The organism is Bauldia litoralis, assembly GCF_900104485.1.
In the GTDB taxonomy this organism is placed as follows: Bacteria; Pseudomonadota; Alphaproteobacteria; order Rhizobiales; family Kaistiaceae; genus Bauldia; species Bauldia litoralis.
In genome coordinates this window covers 621,924-638,090 of record NZ_FMXQ01000001.1, presented here as the reverse complement: position 1 = coordinate 638,090, position 16,167 = coordinate 621,924, and the positions used below count along the sequence as shown (strand labels likewise).

Genomic DNA, 16,167 nt, shown 5'->3' with positions numbered 1-16,167 from the left:
GCCTTCCTCCGATGGCTGGGACGGGTAGCAAAATCCTGCCCCCTTGTCTCCCGGCTAGGGTGTTGCCTTGAACAGGACGTTGTCGTCGCGCGAGAAATGAGCGAGCAGCGGCAGGCAGGCGCCGCCGATCGCCCGGGCGCCGCTGCCGATCGTTCCCTCGACCACGACGGCGCGGGAAAGGCCCTGCACGTCGAAATCGTCGATCCTCTTCCGCGCCCGCGCAACCAACCGGCTGCGCACCTCGGGGGGGAAGGCGCCGTCGATGACAATCGCCTCGAAATCGATGACCGAGGTTGCCGCCATCGCAGCGAAGGCGAGGCTGTCGCCGGCCTCGACGATCCAGGCGTCGAGAAGGTCGCCGAGGTCTCCCCATTCGTCGGGCGAGAGCCAGAGGATCGACGGGTCGCGCCCGGATTCGGCGAGGCGATTCTGGAGCAGGTAGATCGAGGCGTGGCGGATGAGTTGCTGCGAGGCGAAGCCGCCGCCATGGTCGGGCGCGGCAATCGGCATCGATCCGAGCGCGCCGGCATTGCCGCGATGTCCTGGATAGAGGGCGCCGTTGAGAACGACGCCGCCGCCGACGAAGGATCCAACGAAGAAATACAGGAAGTCGAGATGGTGCCCCGGGTTGCCGAGGACGAGTTCGGCGCCGCAGGCCGCCGTGGCGTCATTACAGAATGACACCGGCCAGGGACAGATGGCGCCGATCTCCCGGGCGATGTCGAAGCTTCGCCACTGATCGAGGGTCGATGGCGGCGCGCCGACCTGCTCTTCCCAGTTCCAGAGTTCGAATGGCGCTGCGATGCCGACCCCGGCGATCCGTTGGCGCTGGTCCTCGGTCAGATCGGCGGTCAGGCGGCCGATGCCCGTGGCGACGAAATCGAGGACGGCCTGTGGCGCGGGGTAGGTGAAGGCGAATTGCAGCGAGCCGCGGACGGCGCCGACGAGGTCGACGAGAATAAGGTCGGCGCTGCGTCGGCCGATCTTCAGGCCCAGCGAGAAGGCGCCGTCCGGGTTGAGGGCGAAGGGAACCGAGGGCTGGCCGATCTTGCCGCGCTGGCGGTCGCGCTTGACGACCAGGGCGTCGGATTCGAGCTGCCGCATGATCACGGTGATCGTCTGCGGCGACAGCCCGGTCTGCCGGGCGATATCGGCCTTGGCAAGGCTGTCATGCCGGCGGATCAACGACAGGATCAGCCGCTCGTTATAGAGGCGCACGCCGGTCTGGTTGGTGCCGCGCGAAATATCGGCGGTATGCGCCCGGGCCGCTTCCGCCGCGGCGCTGCCGGCGCTTGTCAGCCATCCGACCTTGTCGCCGCTTCCCGGCATCATTCCTCCCGACATCGTCCCTCCTTGCAGCCGGCCACCCGTCGCAAGGGTGTTCCGGCAAGCTTTCAACGATGGATAGACAGCATTTTACTGCCAATAAGTAAATCCGGTCGATTTAATATTGACAGAAAGCCCGTCTCTGTATGACGGTGTCGGCGTGATGGCGGTCGGGATGTTGCGTGGCGAGCCGTCGATCGATACATCGGGCGGTATCACGCTTCGCCGGGGCTGATTTCCGTTCGAATAGTGACTAGACTGCGTAAACAGGGAAGAGCGACCGACCTCGGCCGCCCTTCCCGTCATTGTCTTGGGGGGCAGGTGGGGGAATGAACACGACAAACGAGACTCGCGGTCCGGCTGAATTTGAAAAGGTTCTGCCGGGATCCGAAGATGCGGTGGTCTTCGAGGAAGACCGCGCGACGGTGCTTCGCCGCGTCCATCATTTCCTCCATGCCTATCCGACGGCGGTTCCGTTCATCGTTCTGCTTTTCACGATCGGCGTGTTCAGCGCGATTGTCGGCGATCGGTTCTTTGCACCGTTCAACCTGTCGCTGGTGCTGCAGCAGGTGACGATCATCGGCACGCTGGGCATCGCCCAGACGCTGATCATTCTCACCGCCGGCATCGACCTTTCGGTCGGCGCGATCATGATCCTGTCGTCGATCGTCATGGGCCGTCTGGCGGTGGTGAGCGGCGTTCCCGTGGGAATCGCCTTCCCGCTCGGACTGGCGACCGGCATGGCCTGCGGCTACCTCAACGGCCTGCTGGTGACCCGGCTCAAGCTGCCGCCATTCATTGTCACCCTCGGAACCTGGAGCATCTTCGGCGCGCTCGTCCTCTTCTATTCGAAGAGCCAGTCGCTGCGTCAGCAGGAGGTCGAGGCGGTCGCCTCATTCCTGCAATGGACCGGAAATGCGATCCCGATCGGCGCGGCGCGGCTGACCTTCGGCTCGATCGTCATGCTGCTCCTGGCGGCGCTGGTCTGGTACATGCTCAACCGAACAGCCTTCGGGCGACATATATACGCGATAGGCGACGATCCAGACGCCGCCAGGCTGGCCGGCATCAACACCAGTCGCACCCTGATCGCGGTCTATGTCATCGCCGGCCTGATCTGCGCCATTGGCGGCTGGATCCTGATCGGCCGCATCGGCGCGATCAGTCCGAATAGCGGGTTCAACGCCAACCTCGATTCGATTACCGCGGTGGTGATCGGCGGCACCAGCCTGTTCGGCGGGCGCGGCTCGATCGTCGGCACGCTGATCGGGGCGCTGATCGTCGGCGTGTTCCGAAGTGGTCTGGCATTGGCGGGTCTCGACGCGCTTTGGCAGGAATTCGCGGTCGGCGTGCTGATCATCGTCGCCGTCGCCAGCGACCAGTGGATCCGGAGGATTTCGCTATGAGCACCGATGTCGTCAAGCCGATCCTCCAGGCGCGCGACCTCGTCAAGCGCTACGGCCGGGTCACCGCCCTTGATCACGCCGATTTCGACCTCATGCCCAATGAGATTCTCGGCGTGATCGGCGACAACGGTGCCGGAAAGTCGTCCCTGATCAAGGTGCTCGCCGGGGCGGTCATTCCGGATTCGGGCGAGGTGCTGATGGACGGCAAGCCCGTTCACTTCCGCAGTCCTCTCGACGCGCGCGAGGCCGGCATCGAAACGGTCTATCAGGATCTGGCGCTGGCGCCGGCCCTGTCGATCGCCGACAACATGTTTCTCGGCCGCGAGACGCGCAAGGGCGGGGCGATGGGGAAATGGTTCCGCTTGCTCGACCGTTCGGGCATGCAGAAGCGGGCGCGCGAGCAACTCAGTGCGCTCGGCCTGCTGACCATCCAGAACATCAAGCAGCCGGTGGAAACGCTTTCCGGCGGCCAGCGTCAGGGCGTCGCGGTGGCGCGCGCCGCGGCGTTCGGCAGCAAGGTGATCATCCTGGATGAGCCGACCGCGGCACTCGGCGTCAAGGAATCGCGCCGCGTGCTCGAGCTCATGCTCGACGTCAAGAAGCGCGGCCTGCCGATCATCCTGATCAGCCATAACATGCCGCATGTCTTCGAGGTCGCCGACCGCATCCATATTCATCGGCTCGGCCGCCGGATCGCGGTGATCGACCCGAAGGACTACTCGATGGCCGACGCGGTGGCGATCATGACCGGCGCCATGCCGCCGCCGCCGATGGCGGACGAGATGGCAGCCGCCTGATCCTCTTCGTCCGGATCGCCTGAAGCGCGGTCCGGACGGCTTTCCTTACGAACAGGCAGGGCGCGCGACCATGGACCTCGGCTTGACGGACAAGGTCGCGGTGATCACCGGCGGCAGCGTCGGTATCGGCCTCGCGGTTGCCGAAGGCCTGGCGGCCGAAGGCGCGCACCTGGTACTGGCGGCGCGTCAGGCGGACCGGGTCGCGGACGAGGCGGCCCGTGTCGCCAGCGCTCATGGCGTTCGCGCCATCGGCGTCGCCTGCGATGTTGCCACCGCCGAAGGCTGTGCCGCGCTGGTCGCCGCGACCGAGGAGGCGTTCGGCGGCGCCGATATCCTGGTCAACAATGCCGGCAAGGGCACCAACGAGACCATCCAGGACGCGCCGGACGACAAGTGGCAGTATTTCTGGGAGCTCCACGTCATGGCGGCGGTGCGCCTGGCGCGCGGTCTGGTGCCGTCGATGAAGAGCCGCGGCGGCGGCGTCATCCTCCACAACGCCTCGATCTGTGCCGTCCAGCCAATCTGGTACGAGCCGATCTACAACACCACCAAGGCGGCGTTGATGATGTTCTCCAAGACGCTGGCGAACGAAGTGATTCCGGACAACATCCGCGTCAACTGCGTCAATCCCGGCCTGATCATGACGGTCGACTGGGTAACCCATGCCAAGGCCATGAGCGCCGATACGGGCGGCGACTGGCAGGCCGTCCTCAAGGCGATCGCCGAGGAGGATGCGGCGATCAAGCGCTTCGCCACGCCCGAGGAACTGGCGCATTTCTTCGTCTTTCTCTGCTCCGACAAGGCGTCCTACAGCGTCGGCTCGACCTATTTCGTCGACGGCGGCATGCTGAAGACGGTGTGACCGCGGCGATACCGGCCGATCCTCGCAAGACTTCGTTAGGGTCAGACATGGCAGGGTGGACGGCCGGCGCTGTGACCGGCGTTGCGTGAGGTCGGCCACCACGTGCCGATGCCAGTTCCACATGCTTGATGCCGCACTTGCCCCGGGCGGCAATGCGCTCGATGCGGCGGCCACCCCGTCGGCAGCGGGCGGCGTTCGCCCCTGTACCATCGAGGACATTCCCGCCGTCGCGCGCCTGTTTCGCGCGACCTTCACCGATCGCCTGAAGGCCGGCGGCAGGCCGCTGGAGGTCTTGTTGCGGCGTGAGCTGTTCGAGCACCCCTGGCGGGATCCCGACTTGCCGTCACTGGTTTTTGCCGGCCCCGATGGCGCGGTGTCGGGCTTCATCGCCGTTCGGCCGCTGCGCCTCCTGTTCGACGGTGCGCCGGTCAGCGCCGCCGTCGGCGGGACGCTGATGGTCGACAAGTCGATCGGCAACCCGGTGATGGGCGCCCGGCTGCTGCGCTCCTATCTCAACGGCGTCCAGGACCTGTCGCTGAGCGAATCCGCCAACGAGATCTCCCAGGTCATGTGGGAAAAACTCGGCGGGCGAACCGAAGCCGCCTACAGCATGGAATGGCTGCGGGTGATCAAGCCGGCCGGCCTTGCCCTGGCGAGCCTGACCCGGCGTTTCCGGATGGCCGCGCTCCTGCGTCCCTTTGCCGGTGTCTTCGACTGGTGCGCCGCGCGCGTTCGCGCCAATCCGCTGCGCATCGACGCGACTTTCGACGAAGGCAGCGATGTCGACGCCGAGGACTTGGTGGACGCGCTGCTCGCCCTGTCGCTGCCCTACCGGCTCAGGCCGGACTGGGACCGCGACAGCCTGTTGTGGTTCGTCGCGCAGGCGTCGGAAAAGGAACGCTACGGCCCGCTGGTCTGCCGCGTCGTCCGCGACCGCAAGGGCGGATTGGCCGGCGCCTATCTCTATTGCGTCCGGCCCGGCGGCGTCGCCTTCGTTCTCGACATCTTCGCCGCGCCAAAATCCGCGGAGCGTGTCGTCGACGACCTCTTCGCCGATGCGAAGCGGCGCGGCGCCGTCGCGATCAGGGGACGGGTCCAGCCGGAATTCGCCGATCTCCTCCTGCGGCGGCGCGCGGTGTTCCTGCATGCGTCGTCGATGGTCGTTCACGCGCGTCGCGGCGACCTCTTCGCCCCGATCCATGGCGGCGAAGCCTTGATCACCGGACTCGCTGGCGAGTCGTGGTCGGCGCTTATTGGCGGTTTGTTTATCTGATTGTGGTCTAGTCACTGCTGCTAGACTTTCAAAGCCAACGATCAACGTTTGGTTAACCTTACCCGCTGCGGTGTAAGTTAATATTTACGTTGTCATTTGTTTGGTTTTGTAATGTAACGAGCGCCTCGCTAATCTTTTCGCGATGCGTTTTCTGTAAATTGTCCCTATGCGGACCCAGCGCGGAAAGCACTCCCGATGTGCGGCATCGCCGGCTATTTTGGCACTCCCTCCATGCACCAGCCGCCGGAGCTTCTGCTTCGGCGCATGATTGGCGCCATCCGCCATCGCGGACCCGACGAGAGCGGCACGCATGTCGAGCCGGGCGTCGGCCTCGGCCATGCCCGCCTGTCGATCATCGATATCGACACCGGCCAGCAGCCGATGGCCAATGACGACGGCGACGTCGTCGTCACCTTCAATGGCGAGATCTTTAACTTCGTCGAACTGCGCCGCGAACTGATGGCCAGGGGCCACGTCTTCCGCACGGAGTCCGACACCGAGGTGATCATCCGGTCCTATGAGGAGATGGGTCCGGATTGCGTCACGGCCTTCAACGGCGACTTTGCCTTCGCGCTCTGGGACCGGCGTCGCCGGCGCTTCATGCTGGCCCGCGACCGCATGGGCGTTCGTCCGCTCTTCTATGCCTGGCGCGGCGGCTGCCTCTACTTCGCGTCAGAGGCCAAGGCGCTCTTCGAGGTGCCGGGGATCGACGCCGAACTCGATCCCGTGGCGCTCGACCAGACCTTCACCTTCTGGTTTCCGCTGGCGCCGCGCACCGCTTTCAAGGGAATCTGCAGCCTGCCGCCGGCACACAGGATGGTCGCCAGCCCGCATGAAGTCGCGGTCCGTCCCTATTGGCGCCTCGACTATCCCGATGCCGCCGACACCGGCGCCCTCGATAATCGCTCCGAGGCGGATATCGCCGAGGAACTGCGCGCGCTGCTCACCGACGCGACCCGCATCCGGCTGCGCTCGGACGTGCCGGTCGGTGCCTATCTCAGCGGCGGTCTCGATTCCTCGATCATCGCGGCCCTTGTCCGCCAGATGGAGCCCAAGCGGCTGCGCACATTCTCGGTCACCTTCGAGAGTGGCGAATTCGACGAGAGCGCCTTCCAGTCGGAAATGGTGCGGGCGCTCGGCACCGATCATACAGCCGTGCCGTGCCGGACCGCCGATATCGGCCGGATGTTCCCCGACGTGATCCGCCATGCCGAGCAGCCGCTGCTGCGGACCGCGCCGGCGCCGCTCTTCGCCCTTTCCAGGCTGGTGCGCGACAATGCGTTCAAGGTCGTTCTGACCGGCGAGGGGGCCGACGAGGTCTTCGCCGGCTACGACATCTTCAAGGAGGCCAAGCTCCGCCGCTTCTGCGCTGCCCAGCCGAAGTCGCAGTGGCGGCAGTTGCTGTTCCAGCGCCTCTATCCCTACCTGCCGGCGCTCAAGGGCCAGTCGCAGAGCTACCGCAACGCCTTCTTCGGCGCCGGGCTGGAGGCGACCGACGACCCGCTCTTCTCGCATCTGCCCCGCTTCCGGACAACCGCCGGCGGCAAGGCCTTCTTCTCCGCCGAAATGCGGGAGGAACTCCACGGCTATGATGCGCTCGACGATCTGCGCGCCCATCTGCCGGCGGACTTTCACCGCTGGCATCCGCTGTCGCAGGGGCAGTATCTCGAGACCGCCCATCTCCTGCCCGGTTACATCCTGTCGGCCCAGGGCGACCGGGTGGCGATGGCCCATTCGGTCGAGGGGCGCTTCCCCTTCCTCGACCACCGGCTGGTCGAATTCGCTTCGCGGATTCCGCCGCGGCTGAAGATCCGCGGCCTGCGGGAAAAGCACATCCTGCGCGAGGCGATGGGCGACATCTTGCCGCCGTCGATCGGCGATCGCGTCAAGCAGCCCTATCGCGCGCCGGACAGCCCCGCCTTTGTCGGTCCCGAGGCGCCGGACTATGTGAGCGGCCAGCTCTCGCCGGCGGCGATCGCGAATGCTGGATTCTTCGCGCCGCGCTCGGTGGAGAAGCTCGTCACCAAGTGCCGCTCGGGGTCGTTCCTCGGTTTCCGCGACAACATGGCGATGGTCGGCATTCTCTCGACCCAACTCCTTCATCACAGCTTCGCAAAAGACGTGGCAGCGGACATCCCTGCCACCGTCGCGGCGTAACCGAGGTCCAGAAAGGCACGTCTCATGCTCAATTCCGAAATCGAAACCCGGGTCCGGGCGTTTATCGACGAGAACTTCATCTTCGCCGAAGAGGACGCCGGCCTCGACGGCGCGGCGTCGCTGCTCGATGCCGGCCTTGTCGACTCGACCGGCATCCTCGAACTGGTGACCTTCCTCGAGAGCGACTTCGCCATCCAGGTCGCCGATGCGGATATCGTTCCGGAGAACCTCGATACGATCGACGCCATCGTCGCCTATGTCGCCTCCCGGCGGGGCGCGTCCGCCTCTGTCGCCGCCTGACCCGAGGCCGGCTTCGAGCATCGCCATGCGGGTCGAGCAGTTTCTTCGCAACAGTGCCCGCCGCCTTCCGGAGAAGGAAGCGCTGGTCGCCGGCACGACGCGGCTGAGCTATGCCGAGCTCGACCTGATGTCGGACCGCCTCGCCGCGGCCCTGTTGGCGCGCGGTATCGCCCAAGGCGATCGCGTGGTGATCTTCACCGACAACTGCTTTGAAGCGGTGGTTTCGATCTTCGCCGTGCTCAAGGCAGGCGCCGTCTTTGTCCCGATCAACCCCTCGACCAAGGCCGACAAGCTCGCCTACGTCCTCGAGAATTGCCGTGCCGCCGCCCTGGTCACCCAGGGCCGGCTGGCGGCGACCGCGGCATTGGCGATGGTCTCGGCGCCGTCGGTGGGTTTCCTGGCGCTGATCGGCGGCAAGGGCCCGGCAACCGCCGGTGCGCTGTCCTTCGAGGAAGCGGTGACGGACGAGACCCCGGTGTCGCTGCCGGCGCCCGGCATCACCCTCGACCTGGCGATGCTGGTCTATACCTCGGGTTCGACCGGCTTCCCCAAGGGCGTGATGATGACCCACCAGAATGTCGTCGCGGCGGCCGGGTCGATCACCACCTATCTCGAGAACCGCGAGGATGACGTCATCCTCGGCGTCCTGCCGATCTCCTTCGACTACGGCCTCTACCAGGTGCTGATGGCGGCGATGGTCGGGGCGACGCTGGTTCTGGAAAAGTCCTTCGCCTTCCCCCAGGCGATCCTCAACCGGATGAGCGAGGAAAGGGTCACCGGCCTGCCGCTGGTGCCGACCATGGCGGCGATCATCCTGCAGATGCGCGACCTCGAGCCCGGCAGCTTTCCCCATCTCCGCTACGTCACCAATACGGCGGCGGCGCTGCCGCCGAGCCATATCGCGCGGCTCCAGGCGCTGTTTCCCTCCGCCCGCATCTTCTCGATGTACGGGCTGACCGAGTGCAAGCGCTGCACCTACCTGCCACCGGAGGAACTGGCGCGGCGGCCGGACTCGGTCGGCATCGCCATTCCCGGGACGCAGGCCTATGTCGCCGACGACGAGGGCAAGCCTGTCGCCCCCGGTGTCATCGGTGAACTGATGATCCGCGGCCCGCATGTGATGCGCGGCTACTGGGAGAATCCGGACGCGACCGACAGGGCGCTCCGGCCCGGCCCCTACCCATGGGAGAAGGTGCTGCGGACGGGCGATTTCTTCCGGGCCGACGCCGACGGCTTCCTCTATTTCATCGGCCGCATGGACGACATCATCAAGACGCGCGGCGAGAAGGTCTCGCCGAAGGAAGTCGAGAATGTCCTCTACGCGCTCCCCGGCATCGCCGAGGCCGTCGTCGTCGGCGTCGCCGACCCGATCCTCGGCCACGCGCTCAAGGCGGTGATCGCCCTGTCGCCCGGGGCGTCCCTCAGCGAACGCGACATTCTCCGCCACTGCTCCACCGGCCTTGAGGATTTCATGGTGCCAAAATTCATCGAGTTCCGCGACGCCTTGCCGAAGACGGACAGCGGCAAGATCAGCCGCCGGCTGATCGAGGAAGAGATGCTGGAGGCGGCCGAGTGACCCAGGTCAACGCCCTGCCGATCGATACCTCGCCCGTCGCGGCGCTGCTTCCCCATGCGCTGACCCTCAATGCCGAGATCGAGGTCGATCGCATCGCCACGTCGATGCGGGAGCAGATCACCCGTCGCCTGCGGCGCCGCGGCTGCGTCCTCGGCCTGTCCGGCGGCATCGACTCGACCGTCACCGCCGCGCTCGCCGTCAGGGCGTTCGGGCCGGGCAAGGTGCTGGCCGTGCTCATGCCGGAAACCGACTCCGACCCGGAGAGCTTGCGCCTCGGCAAGGAAGTCGCCGCCTGGCTCGGCATCGAGTCGGTCGTCGAGGATATCGCGCCGATCCTCACCGCCGCCGCCTGCTACGAGCGCCGCGACGCTTGCATCCGCCGCCTGGTGCCGGACTTCGGCAAGGGCTGGGGCTGCAAGGTCGCCATCTCCAATTCGCTGGAGGGCAAGGGCTATAGCATCACCTACCTGATCGTGCAGTCGCCGGACGGCGAGACGCGCAAGCTGCGGATGCCGGTCGACGTCTATCTCGGTGTCGTCGCTGCCACCAACATGAAGCAGCGGACCCGCAAGCAGCTCGAATATTACCACGCCGACCGGCTGAACTACGCGGTGCTCGGCACGCCAAACCGGCTCGAATATGACCAGGGATTCTTCGTCAAGAATGGCGACGGCGCCGCTGACCACAAGCCGATCGCCCATCTCTACAAGACGCAGGTCTATCAACTGGCGGAGCATCTCGGTGCGCCGGAGGAAATCCGCCAGCGGCCGCCGACCACCGACACCTGGTCGCTCGCCCAGACGCAGGAGGAATTCTACTTCTCCCTGCCATATCGCGAGATGGACCTTTGTCTTTACGGCCTCACTCACGGCCTGGCGGCCGCCAGCGTCGCGCCGGCCGTCGGGCTGACCGCCGAGCAGGTCGAACAGGTCTGGCGCGACATCGAGGCGAAGCGCCGGACGACGCGTTATCTGCACGAGGCTCCGATTCTCGTCGAGCCTGTGCTGGCCAGGAGCGCCTGACGAGGCGGCGCCCGGCCATTCGAGAAGGAGGAATCAGTGTCACGTATCGGCAAGTCGGTCATCCATGCCGGACTGGAAACACTCTATTTCACGGGCGGATACCGCCTCGCGCGCCCGTTCCTCGCGGGCGTCGGTACGATCCTGACCTTCCACCGGGTGCGGCCGGCGCTGCCTGACGGGTTCCAGCCGAACAGCTCGCTGGAAATCACGCCGGAGTTTCTCGACGAGGTGATCGGCCGGCTCAGCGGTGCCGGCTTCGATCTCGTCACCCTCAACGAGATGCATCGCCGCCTCGTCGAGCAGGATTTCGGACGCCGCTTTATCGCGCTGACCTTTGACGACGGCTACCGGGACAACCGGGATTTCGCGCTGCCGATCCTCCAGCGCCACGGTGCGCCGGCGACACTTTATCTCCCCTCCAGCTTTGCCGAGGGCACCGGCGAATTGTGGTGGATCGAGCTGGAGCGGGCGATCGCCGCCAGCGACAGCATCGAGGTCATGCTCGACGGCGAGATGCGGCGCTTCGACACCGCGACCGACTCGGCGAAGGACGAAGCCTTCACGACGATCTACTGGTCGCTGCGCAGTTTGCCCGACGAGCAGGACATGCGGCGGATCTGCCGCGAACTGGCGGTGGCGGCCGGCGTCGACGCGGCCGGCATCTGCCGCGAGATCTGCATGGACTGGGATGAGATCGCCGCCTTCGCCGCTGATCCGCTGATCACCATCGGCGCCCATACCGACACCCATATCCAGGTGGCCAAGGCCAGCGCCGATGTCGCCCGCCGGGAGATGGAGGCCGGTGCCGCCAGGATCGAGGAACGACTCGGCGCGCGGCCGAAGCACTTCGCCTATCCGGTCGGCGATCCGAGCTCGGCCGGTCCGCGCGATTTCGCCCTTGCCGCCGACCTTGGCTTCCTGACCGCGACGACGACCCGCCCGGGCGTCCTGTTCCCGGAACACAGCGGCCATCTCACCGCGCTGCCACGCATTTCCGTCAATGGCAGCTTCCAGCGCTTTCGCCATCTCGACGTGCTGCTGTCCGGCGCGCCGACGGCGCTGCTCAATCGCTTCAAGCGGGTCGACGCGGCCTGAGGTAAAGCGGTGGCGGTCAGAAAGGCGGCTTTGATCCGACAGGCGTGATTGGCTAGATTGCCGCCGCCGATCGGAATCCAAAGCCATCATGATCCAGCCCTTTGCCCATCATCGACCGGGAGTCGCATCCCGGTGATCCAGCTCGTTTCGGCCGGCCTTCTCACCGCCGTCGTCGCCTTCGCCACCGCCTTCGCCATCGTGCTGGCCGGGCTCAATGCCGCCGGCGCGTCACAGGCCGAGGCGGCGTCGGGCCTCTTCATCCTGTCGGTTGCCACCGGCCTGTTGAGCATCGCCTTCAGCGCCCGGCTGCGGATGCCGATCATGATCGCCTGGTCGACGCCGGCCTCGGTGCTGCTCATCGCCACCGGCGTTCCCGACGGCGGGTTCCCGGTGGCCGTCGGGGCGTTTCTCGGCGCTGGCCTGTTGACGCTGATCGCCGGGGTCTGGCGTCCCTTCGGCCGGGCGGTGGCGGCGATCCCGATGACGCTCGCCAATGCCATGCTGGCCGGCATCCTGCTCGACATTTGTCTCGCACCGGTCCGCGCCGTCGGCGAATTGCCGGCGCTCGCCCTGCCGATCGTCATCGCCTGGGCGATCGCACTGCGTTTCGCCCGCTTCTATGCGGTGCCGATCGCGGTGGTGGTGACGGCGGTGATGGTCGGCATATCGACGCCGCTGCCGTCGGCGGTGGCGGTCGGGCTGCCGGCGCTGGTGCCGGTGATGCCGGTCTTCTCCCTCGACGCGATGATCGGCCTGGCGCTGCCGCTGTTCATCGTCTCGATGGCCTCGCAGGCGATCCCGGGCCTCGCCGTCCTGCGCGCCAACGGCTATCGCCCGCCGGTCGGGCCGATCTTCACGGCGACCGGCCTGGCCGGTATCGCCACCGCCATCGTCGGCGGTCATTCCTATGCGCTGGCGGCGATCACCGCCGCCCTGTCGGCCGGGCCGGAAGCCCATCCCGATCCGTCGCGGCGCTGGGTGGCGACGATCGTTGCCGGCTGCGCCTATATCGTCCTCGGCCTCGGCGCCGCCTATGCGGCCGCCTTTGTCGCCCAGACCCCGCCGCTTCTGATTCAGGCGGTGGCGGGTCTCGCGCTGCTGGGCAGTTTCGGCAGTTCGCTGTCGGCGGCGGTGGCGCAGGAGGACGATCGCCTGCCCGCTGTCATCACCTTCATCACCACGGCTTCCGGCCTCTCCTTCTTCGGCGTCAGCGCCGCCTTCTGGGGGCTGATTGCCGGTGGCGCGCTGATGGCGATCCTGAAGTTTCAGCCGAAGACCGGATAGGGAGGGGCCTTGACCTTCCTTGTCACGGGTTCCGAGGGCAATATCGGCCGTCGTCTGATGGCCGTGTTGCCCGGCGCGGTCGGACTCGACGTCCGGCCGGGCGCCGATATCGTCGCCGATCTCGCCACCCTCGATTATTCCAGCGCGGATATTCGCGAGGCGCTGGCCGCCGCCGAGGCGGTGGTCCATCTCGCCACCAGCGCCGATCCGGATGCGCCGGATGCCGTGCACTGGCAGGCGGTGACCAACACGGCGCGCCTCGTCGCTGCCTGCGCCGAGGCCGGCGTGCCGCGCATCGTGCTGGCTTCGTCCGCCTGGGCGGCGCCGAAGGATGGCCGGCCGCAGAATGCCTATGGCGCGTCGAAAGCGGTTTTCGAGGCGCTGGCGGCGATGTACGGGGCGGCGCCCGGCCGCGACGGCGTTGCCCTCCGCATCGGCTGGGTGCCGGGCCATGTCGACGAAGTCGCCGCCGCCCCGGAGTGGCTGCGCGCCAGCTACTGGGACGACGCCCGTCTGATCACCGCTGTTCGCGCGGCACTCGGCCTTTCGACCTAGATCTAGATCAACCCGCGCTTGGCGAGGTTGCGCATGAGCGTGCCGAGACCGAAGGTCCACGGCTCGGCGTCGCTCGAATAGACCACCGTGTTGGACAGCCGGCCAAGCGTCGGCGAGGCGATGGTGACGATGTCGCCGACCTTGTGGGTGAAGCCTTCGCCCGCCACGTCGCGATCCTCGATCGGCGCGAACATGGTGCCGAGATAAAGCACCAGCCCGTCGGGATACTGATGGTCCTTTCCGATCGTGGCGCTCATCAGGTCGGCCGGGTCGCGACTGATCATGTTCATCGCGCTGGCGCCATCTAGACGGTAGCCCTCGGGGCCGTCGACGGTCAGCCGGATCTCGGCGTTGCGAATGTCGTCGAGGCTGAAGCTTGCGTCGAAGAGCCTGATGAAGGGACCGAGCGAGGCGCTGGCATTGTTGTCCTTGGCCTTGCCGAGGAGCAGGGCCGAACGACCCTCGAAGTCGCGCAGGTTGACGTCATTGCCGAGCGTCGCGCCGACGATTTTCCCGGACGAGGCGCCGACCAGCGCCACCTCCGGCTCGGGATTGTTCCAGGTCGAATCGGCGCGGATGCCGATATCGGCGAGGTGACCGACGGCCGCCATCGACGGCGCCTTGGTGAAGACCTCGGCGTCGGGCCCGATGCCGACCTCGAGATATTGCGACCACATGCCCTTGTCGACGAGGTGCTGCTTGAGCGCCATCGCCGCCTCGGAGCCGGGCTTCAGCCTGGCGAGGTCCTCGCCGATCGCCGATTGCATCTCGGTGCGGATCGCCGCCGCCTTCTCGGGCGCGCCCCGCGCCTGCTCCTCGATCACCCGCTCAAGCATGGAAACGGCGAAGGTGACGCCGGCCGCCTTGATCGCCTGCAGGTCGATCGGCGCCAGCAGCCACGGTTTGGCGGGGTCGCGACTGCCGGGCGGTGTGTTGGCGAGAATTTCCTCGAACAGCCCGATCGGCTCCCCGGCCGCGTCGCGGGCGAGCGCCGCCGGTTCCGGCATCTCGCAGAGATCGCGCATCGTCGCCGCGATGGCGCTGATGTCGACGATCTCGGTTCCGCGCAGGACGACGACCGAAGGGCCTTCCCGGTCGGGGCGCCAGACGCGGCCGACCAGCGTGGCGCGATCGGAGTCTTCGGGAAGGGCGAATTCGGAGCTGGTATCGAGCGGCATCAGGCGTTCCCCGGTGTCTGGTGTTTGTCGTTGCCCGGCATGTGTCGCCCTCGGGCCCGCCGCGTCAAGTCGCGGAATGGTTCCGTGGTCGTGGCGAAAGAAAGTCACCGTTGCCTCAGGGTCACAGGTCCGACTTGATTGCCCCGGCGCGTTGCTCCCTCCGGATCGTCTCCTTAGGCTTTGATTCGGGGTGACTGTTCGAAAACGAGACCGCCGGTGGTGGTCGCTTTCCAGCGGGGGCTGAGATGAACCATCCTTTCAAGTGTGCGGCGGTTGCCGCCTTGCTCGGCGCGTCTCTCGGGTTTGTACTGCCGGCACAGGCCGCTGCGCCGGTCGACTTCGAACCGGATACGGCGGTGGCGACGGCCGCGGTGTCGTTGACGGCCGACTACAAGCTCGACACGGAAATGGTCGTGCGGAACTGGGTGCTCTGCATTTCCCGCGCCTTCGCCCAGCAACTGGCCGAGGCCCGCCAGACCAGCGCCAGGGCGGCGCTCGCTACCTATAACGACCTGAAAGCCGAAAAATCCTGCGGTCGCTTTAGCGAGATGCGGGTGATCCTGCAGGCGCCGGTCTATGGCGACTCGTCTGACAGACTCTCGGTTGGTGGCGACGCCCTGGTCTTCGAGGCGCTGGTCGATCTCGCCGGAAACTGGGCGTCGGCTTACGTCGTTTCCGGCAGTCTGCCCAGCCAGTAAAAAAATTCTGACCGACCCTCAGGCCGGGAACGAAGCCCGGATGCCGACGTTGAGTCGGCGGCTTGGGGGTGTTTCGCCGTTGTCGTGGCAAGACCGCGAACGGCCAGCAAGCTAGAGGTGTCCAAGATGCGCAAGTTGATGGTCGCGGCCAGCGCCGCCGCTCTCCTCGCCGTGTCGTCTGTCGGTGCATTTGCCGAGGAAGCGACCGGAACCATCGAAAGTATCGATACCACCGCCGGGACGGTGACGCTCGCCACGGGCGAGACCTTCACCTTGCCGGCGACGGTCGATGCGGCCTCTCTCCAGATCGGCCAGGACGTGACGATCGAGTACGAGGAAGGCGAAGGCGGCGTCATGACCGCCACCTCGGTCGAAGACTCCGCGATGTAAGTCGGTCTCCCGACCGACAGTCTGGCGGCGGCGCAATTTCGCCGCCGCCTTTCCACCCTGTTTTCCTCGCCGCGCTGCCTCTCTCGGGGGCGGTCGTGGTCGTCGTGCATCCGGCCTTGAATTGCGGCCGAAAAGCGACCGCGCGCTCTTTCGGATCAACAGCTTGGCGCCTGCGCGTCGCGATGTCGATCCGGGGCAAATGGTTCCAGAAATTCTAGGCCGATATTTGCGGAAGTTCCGGGAACGGA

Annotated in this window: 15 protein-coding genes; 13 read left to right on the top strand and 2 right to left on the bottom strand. The window is 66.5% G+C overall.

The features are described from left to right. Positions 1–54 precede the first annotated feature (54 nt). Positions 55–1,329, bottom strand: coding sequence for an ROK family transcriptional regulator (locus BLT60_RS03020; protein ID WP_090874947.1), 1,275 nt, complete (start codon positions 1,327–1,329; stop codon positions 55–57). A 326-nt stretch (positions 1,330–1,655) separates the two neighbouring features. Here BLT60_RS03020 and BLT60_RS03015 point away from each other — a divergent pair, with 326 nt between their 5' ends. From BLT60_RS03015 to BLT60_RS02965, 11 genes are all read left to right on the top strand, one after another. After that, positions 1,656–2,732: an ABC transporter permease gene (locus BLT60_RS03015; RefSeq protein ID WP_090874702.1), complete on the top strand. Its 1,077-nt coding sequence runs from the start codon at positions 1,656–1,658 to the stop codon at positions 2,730–2,732. Then, a complete protein-coding gene (locus tag BLT60_RS03010; protein WP_090874701.1) occupies positions 2,729–3,529 on the top strand; it encodes an ATP-binding cassette domain-containing protein in 801 nt (266 codons plus the stop codon). The genes BLT60_RS03015 and BLT60_RS03010 overlap by 4 nt, the downstream gene beginning before the upstream one ends. A 70-nt stretch (positions 3,530–3,599) precedes the next feature. After that, a complete protein-coding gene (locus tag BLT60_RS03005; protein ID WP_090874700.1) occupies positions 3,600–4,391 on the top strand; it encodes an SDR family NAD(P)-dependent oxidoreductase in 792 nt (263 codons plus the stop codon). Between the two features lie 121 nt (positions 4,392–4,512). Next, the gene (locus BLT60_RS03000) at positions 4,513–5,664 is read left to right on the top strand and encodes a GNAT family N-acetyltransferase (RefSeq protein WP_090874699.1); all 1,152 of its coding nucleotides are present in this window, start codon (positions 4,513–4,515) and stop codon (positions 5,662–5,664) included. A gap of 195 nt (positions 5,665–5,859) precedes the next feature. After that, on the top strand, positions 5,860–7,821 hold the full coding sequence (gene asnB / locus BLT60_RS02995) for an asparagine synthase (glutamine-hydrolyzing) (protein ID WP_090874698.1): 1,962 nt from the start codon (positions 5,860–5,862) through the stop codon (positions 7,819–7,821). 24 nt (positions 7,822–7,845) lie between these two features. Continuing rightward, a complete protein-coding gene (locus tag BLT60_RS02990) occupies positions 7,846–8,121 on the top strand; it encodes an acyl carrier protein (RefSeq protein ID WP_090874697.1) in 276 nt (91 codons plus the stop codon). Positions 8,122–8,146: 25 nt separating this feature from the next. Next, a complete protein-coding gene (locus tag BLT60_RS02985; protein WP_090874696.1) occupies positions 8,147–9,697 on the top strand; it encodes a class I adenylate-forming enzyme family protein in 1,551 nt (516 codons plus the stop codon). Positions 9,698–9,717: 20 nt separating this feature from the next. Further along, positions 9,718–10,719: an NAD(+) synthase gene (gene nadE / locus BLT60_RS02980; protein ID WP_090874946.1), complete on the top strand. Its 1,002-nt coding sequence runs from the start codon at positions 9,718–9,720 to the stop codon at positions 10,717–10,719. Positions 10,720–10,755: 36 nt separating this feature from the next. Next, complete coding sequence (locus BLT60_RS02975) at positions 10,756–11,814, top strand: polysaccharide deacetylase family protein (RefSeq protein WP_090874695.1); 1,059 nt, start codon at positions 10,756–10,758, stop codon at positions 11,812–11,814. A 132-nt stretch (positions 11,815–11,946) separates the two neighbouring features. After that, positions 11,947–13,098: a benzoate/H(+) symporter BenE family transporter gene (locus BLT60_RS02970; protein ID WP_244521113.1), complete on the top strand. Its 1,152-nt coding sequence runs from the start codon at positions 11,947–11,949 to the stop codon at positions 13,096–13,098. Positions 13,099–13,107: 9 nt separating this feature from the next. After that, complete coding sequence (locus tag BLT60_RS02965; RefSeq protein ID WP_090874694.1) at positions 13,108–13,653, top strand: NAD-dependent epimerase/dehydratase family protein; 546 nt, start codon at positions 13,108–13,110, stop codon at positions 13,651–13,653. Positions 13,654–13,655: 2 nt separating this feature from the next. On the opposite strand, the gene BLT60_RS02960 is transcribed toward BLT60_RS02965, so the two are convergent. Next, positions 13,656–14,831, bottom strand: a complete 1,176-nt coding sequence (locus BLT60_RS02960) for a fumarylacetoacetate hydrolase family protein (RefSeq protein WP_090874693.1) — start codon at positions 14,829–14,831, stop codon at positions 13,656–13,658. A 245-nt stretch (positions 14,832–15,076) separates the two neighbouring features. On the opposite strand from BLT60_RS02960, the gene BLT60_RS02955 reads away from it, so the two are divergent. Continuing rightward, positions 15,077–15,529, top strand: a complete 453-nt coding sequence (locus BLT60_RS02955; RefSeq protein ID WP_090874692.1) for a hypothetical protein — start codon at positions 15,077–15,079, stop codon at positions 15,527–15,529. A 126-nt stretch (positions 15,530–15,655) separates the two neighbouring features. Then, entirely contained in the window at positions 15,656–15,919 is a 264-nt protein-coding gene (locus tag BLT60_RS02950; RefSeq protein WP_139167743.1) for a DUF1344 domain-containing protein, read from the top strand. Positions 15,920–16,167: the final 248 nt, after the last annotated feature.

What these genes read in the sequence shown, in the direction of transcription:
- BLT60_RS03020 (WP_090874947.1), bottom strand. Translation starts at nt 1,329, where the DNA reads ATGCCGGGAAGCGGCGACAAGGTCGGATGGCTGACAAGCGCCGGCAGC.
- BLT60_RS03015 (WP_090874702.1), top strand. Translation starts at nt 1,656, where the DNA reads ATGAACACGACAAACGAGACTCGCGGTCCGGCTGAATTTGAAAAGGTT.
- BLT60_RS03010 (WP_090874701.1), top strand. Translation starts at nt 2,729, where the DNA reads ATGAGCACCGATGTCGTCAAGCCGATCCTCCAGGCGCGCGACCTCGTC.
- BLT60_RS03005 (WP_090874700.1), top strand. Translation starts at nt 3,600, where the DNA reads ATGGACCTCGGCTTGACGGACAAGGTCGCGGTGATCACCGGCGGCAGC.
- BLT60_RS03000 (WP_090874699.1), top strand. Translation starts at nt 4,513, where the DNA reads ATGCTTGATGCCGCACTTGCCCCGGGCGGCAATGCGCTCGATGCGGCG.
- asnB (WP_090874698.1), top strand. Translation starts at nt 5,860, where the DNA reads ATGTGCGGCATCGCCGGCTATTTTGGCACTCCCTCCATGCACCAGCCG.
- BLT60_RS02990 (WP_090874697.1), top strand. Translation starts at nt 7,846, where the DNA reads ATGCTCAATTCCGAAATCGAAACCCGGGTCCGGGCGTTTATCGACGAG.
- BLT60_RS02985 (WP_090874696.1), top strand. Translation starts at nt 8,147, where the DNA reads ATGCGGGTCGAGCAGTTTCTTCGCAACAGTGCCCGCCGCCTTCCGGAG.
- BLT60_RS02960 (WP_090874693.1), bottom strand. Translation starts at nt 14,831, where the DNA reads ATGCCGCTCGATACCAGCTCCGAATTCGCCCTTCCCGAAGACTCCGAT.
- BLT60_RS02955 (WP_090874692.1), top strand. Translation starts at nt 15,077, where the DNA reads ATGAACCATCCTTTCAAGTGTGCGGCGGTTGCCGCCTTGCTCGGCGCG.
- BLT60_RS02950 (WP_139167743.1), top strand. Translation starts at nt 15,656, where the DNA reads ATGCGCAAGTTGATGGTCGCGGCCAGCGCCGCCGCTCTCCTCGCCGTG.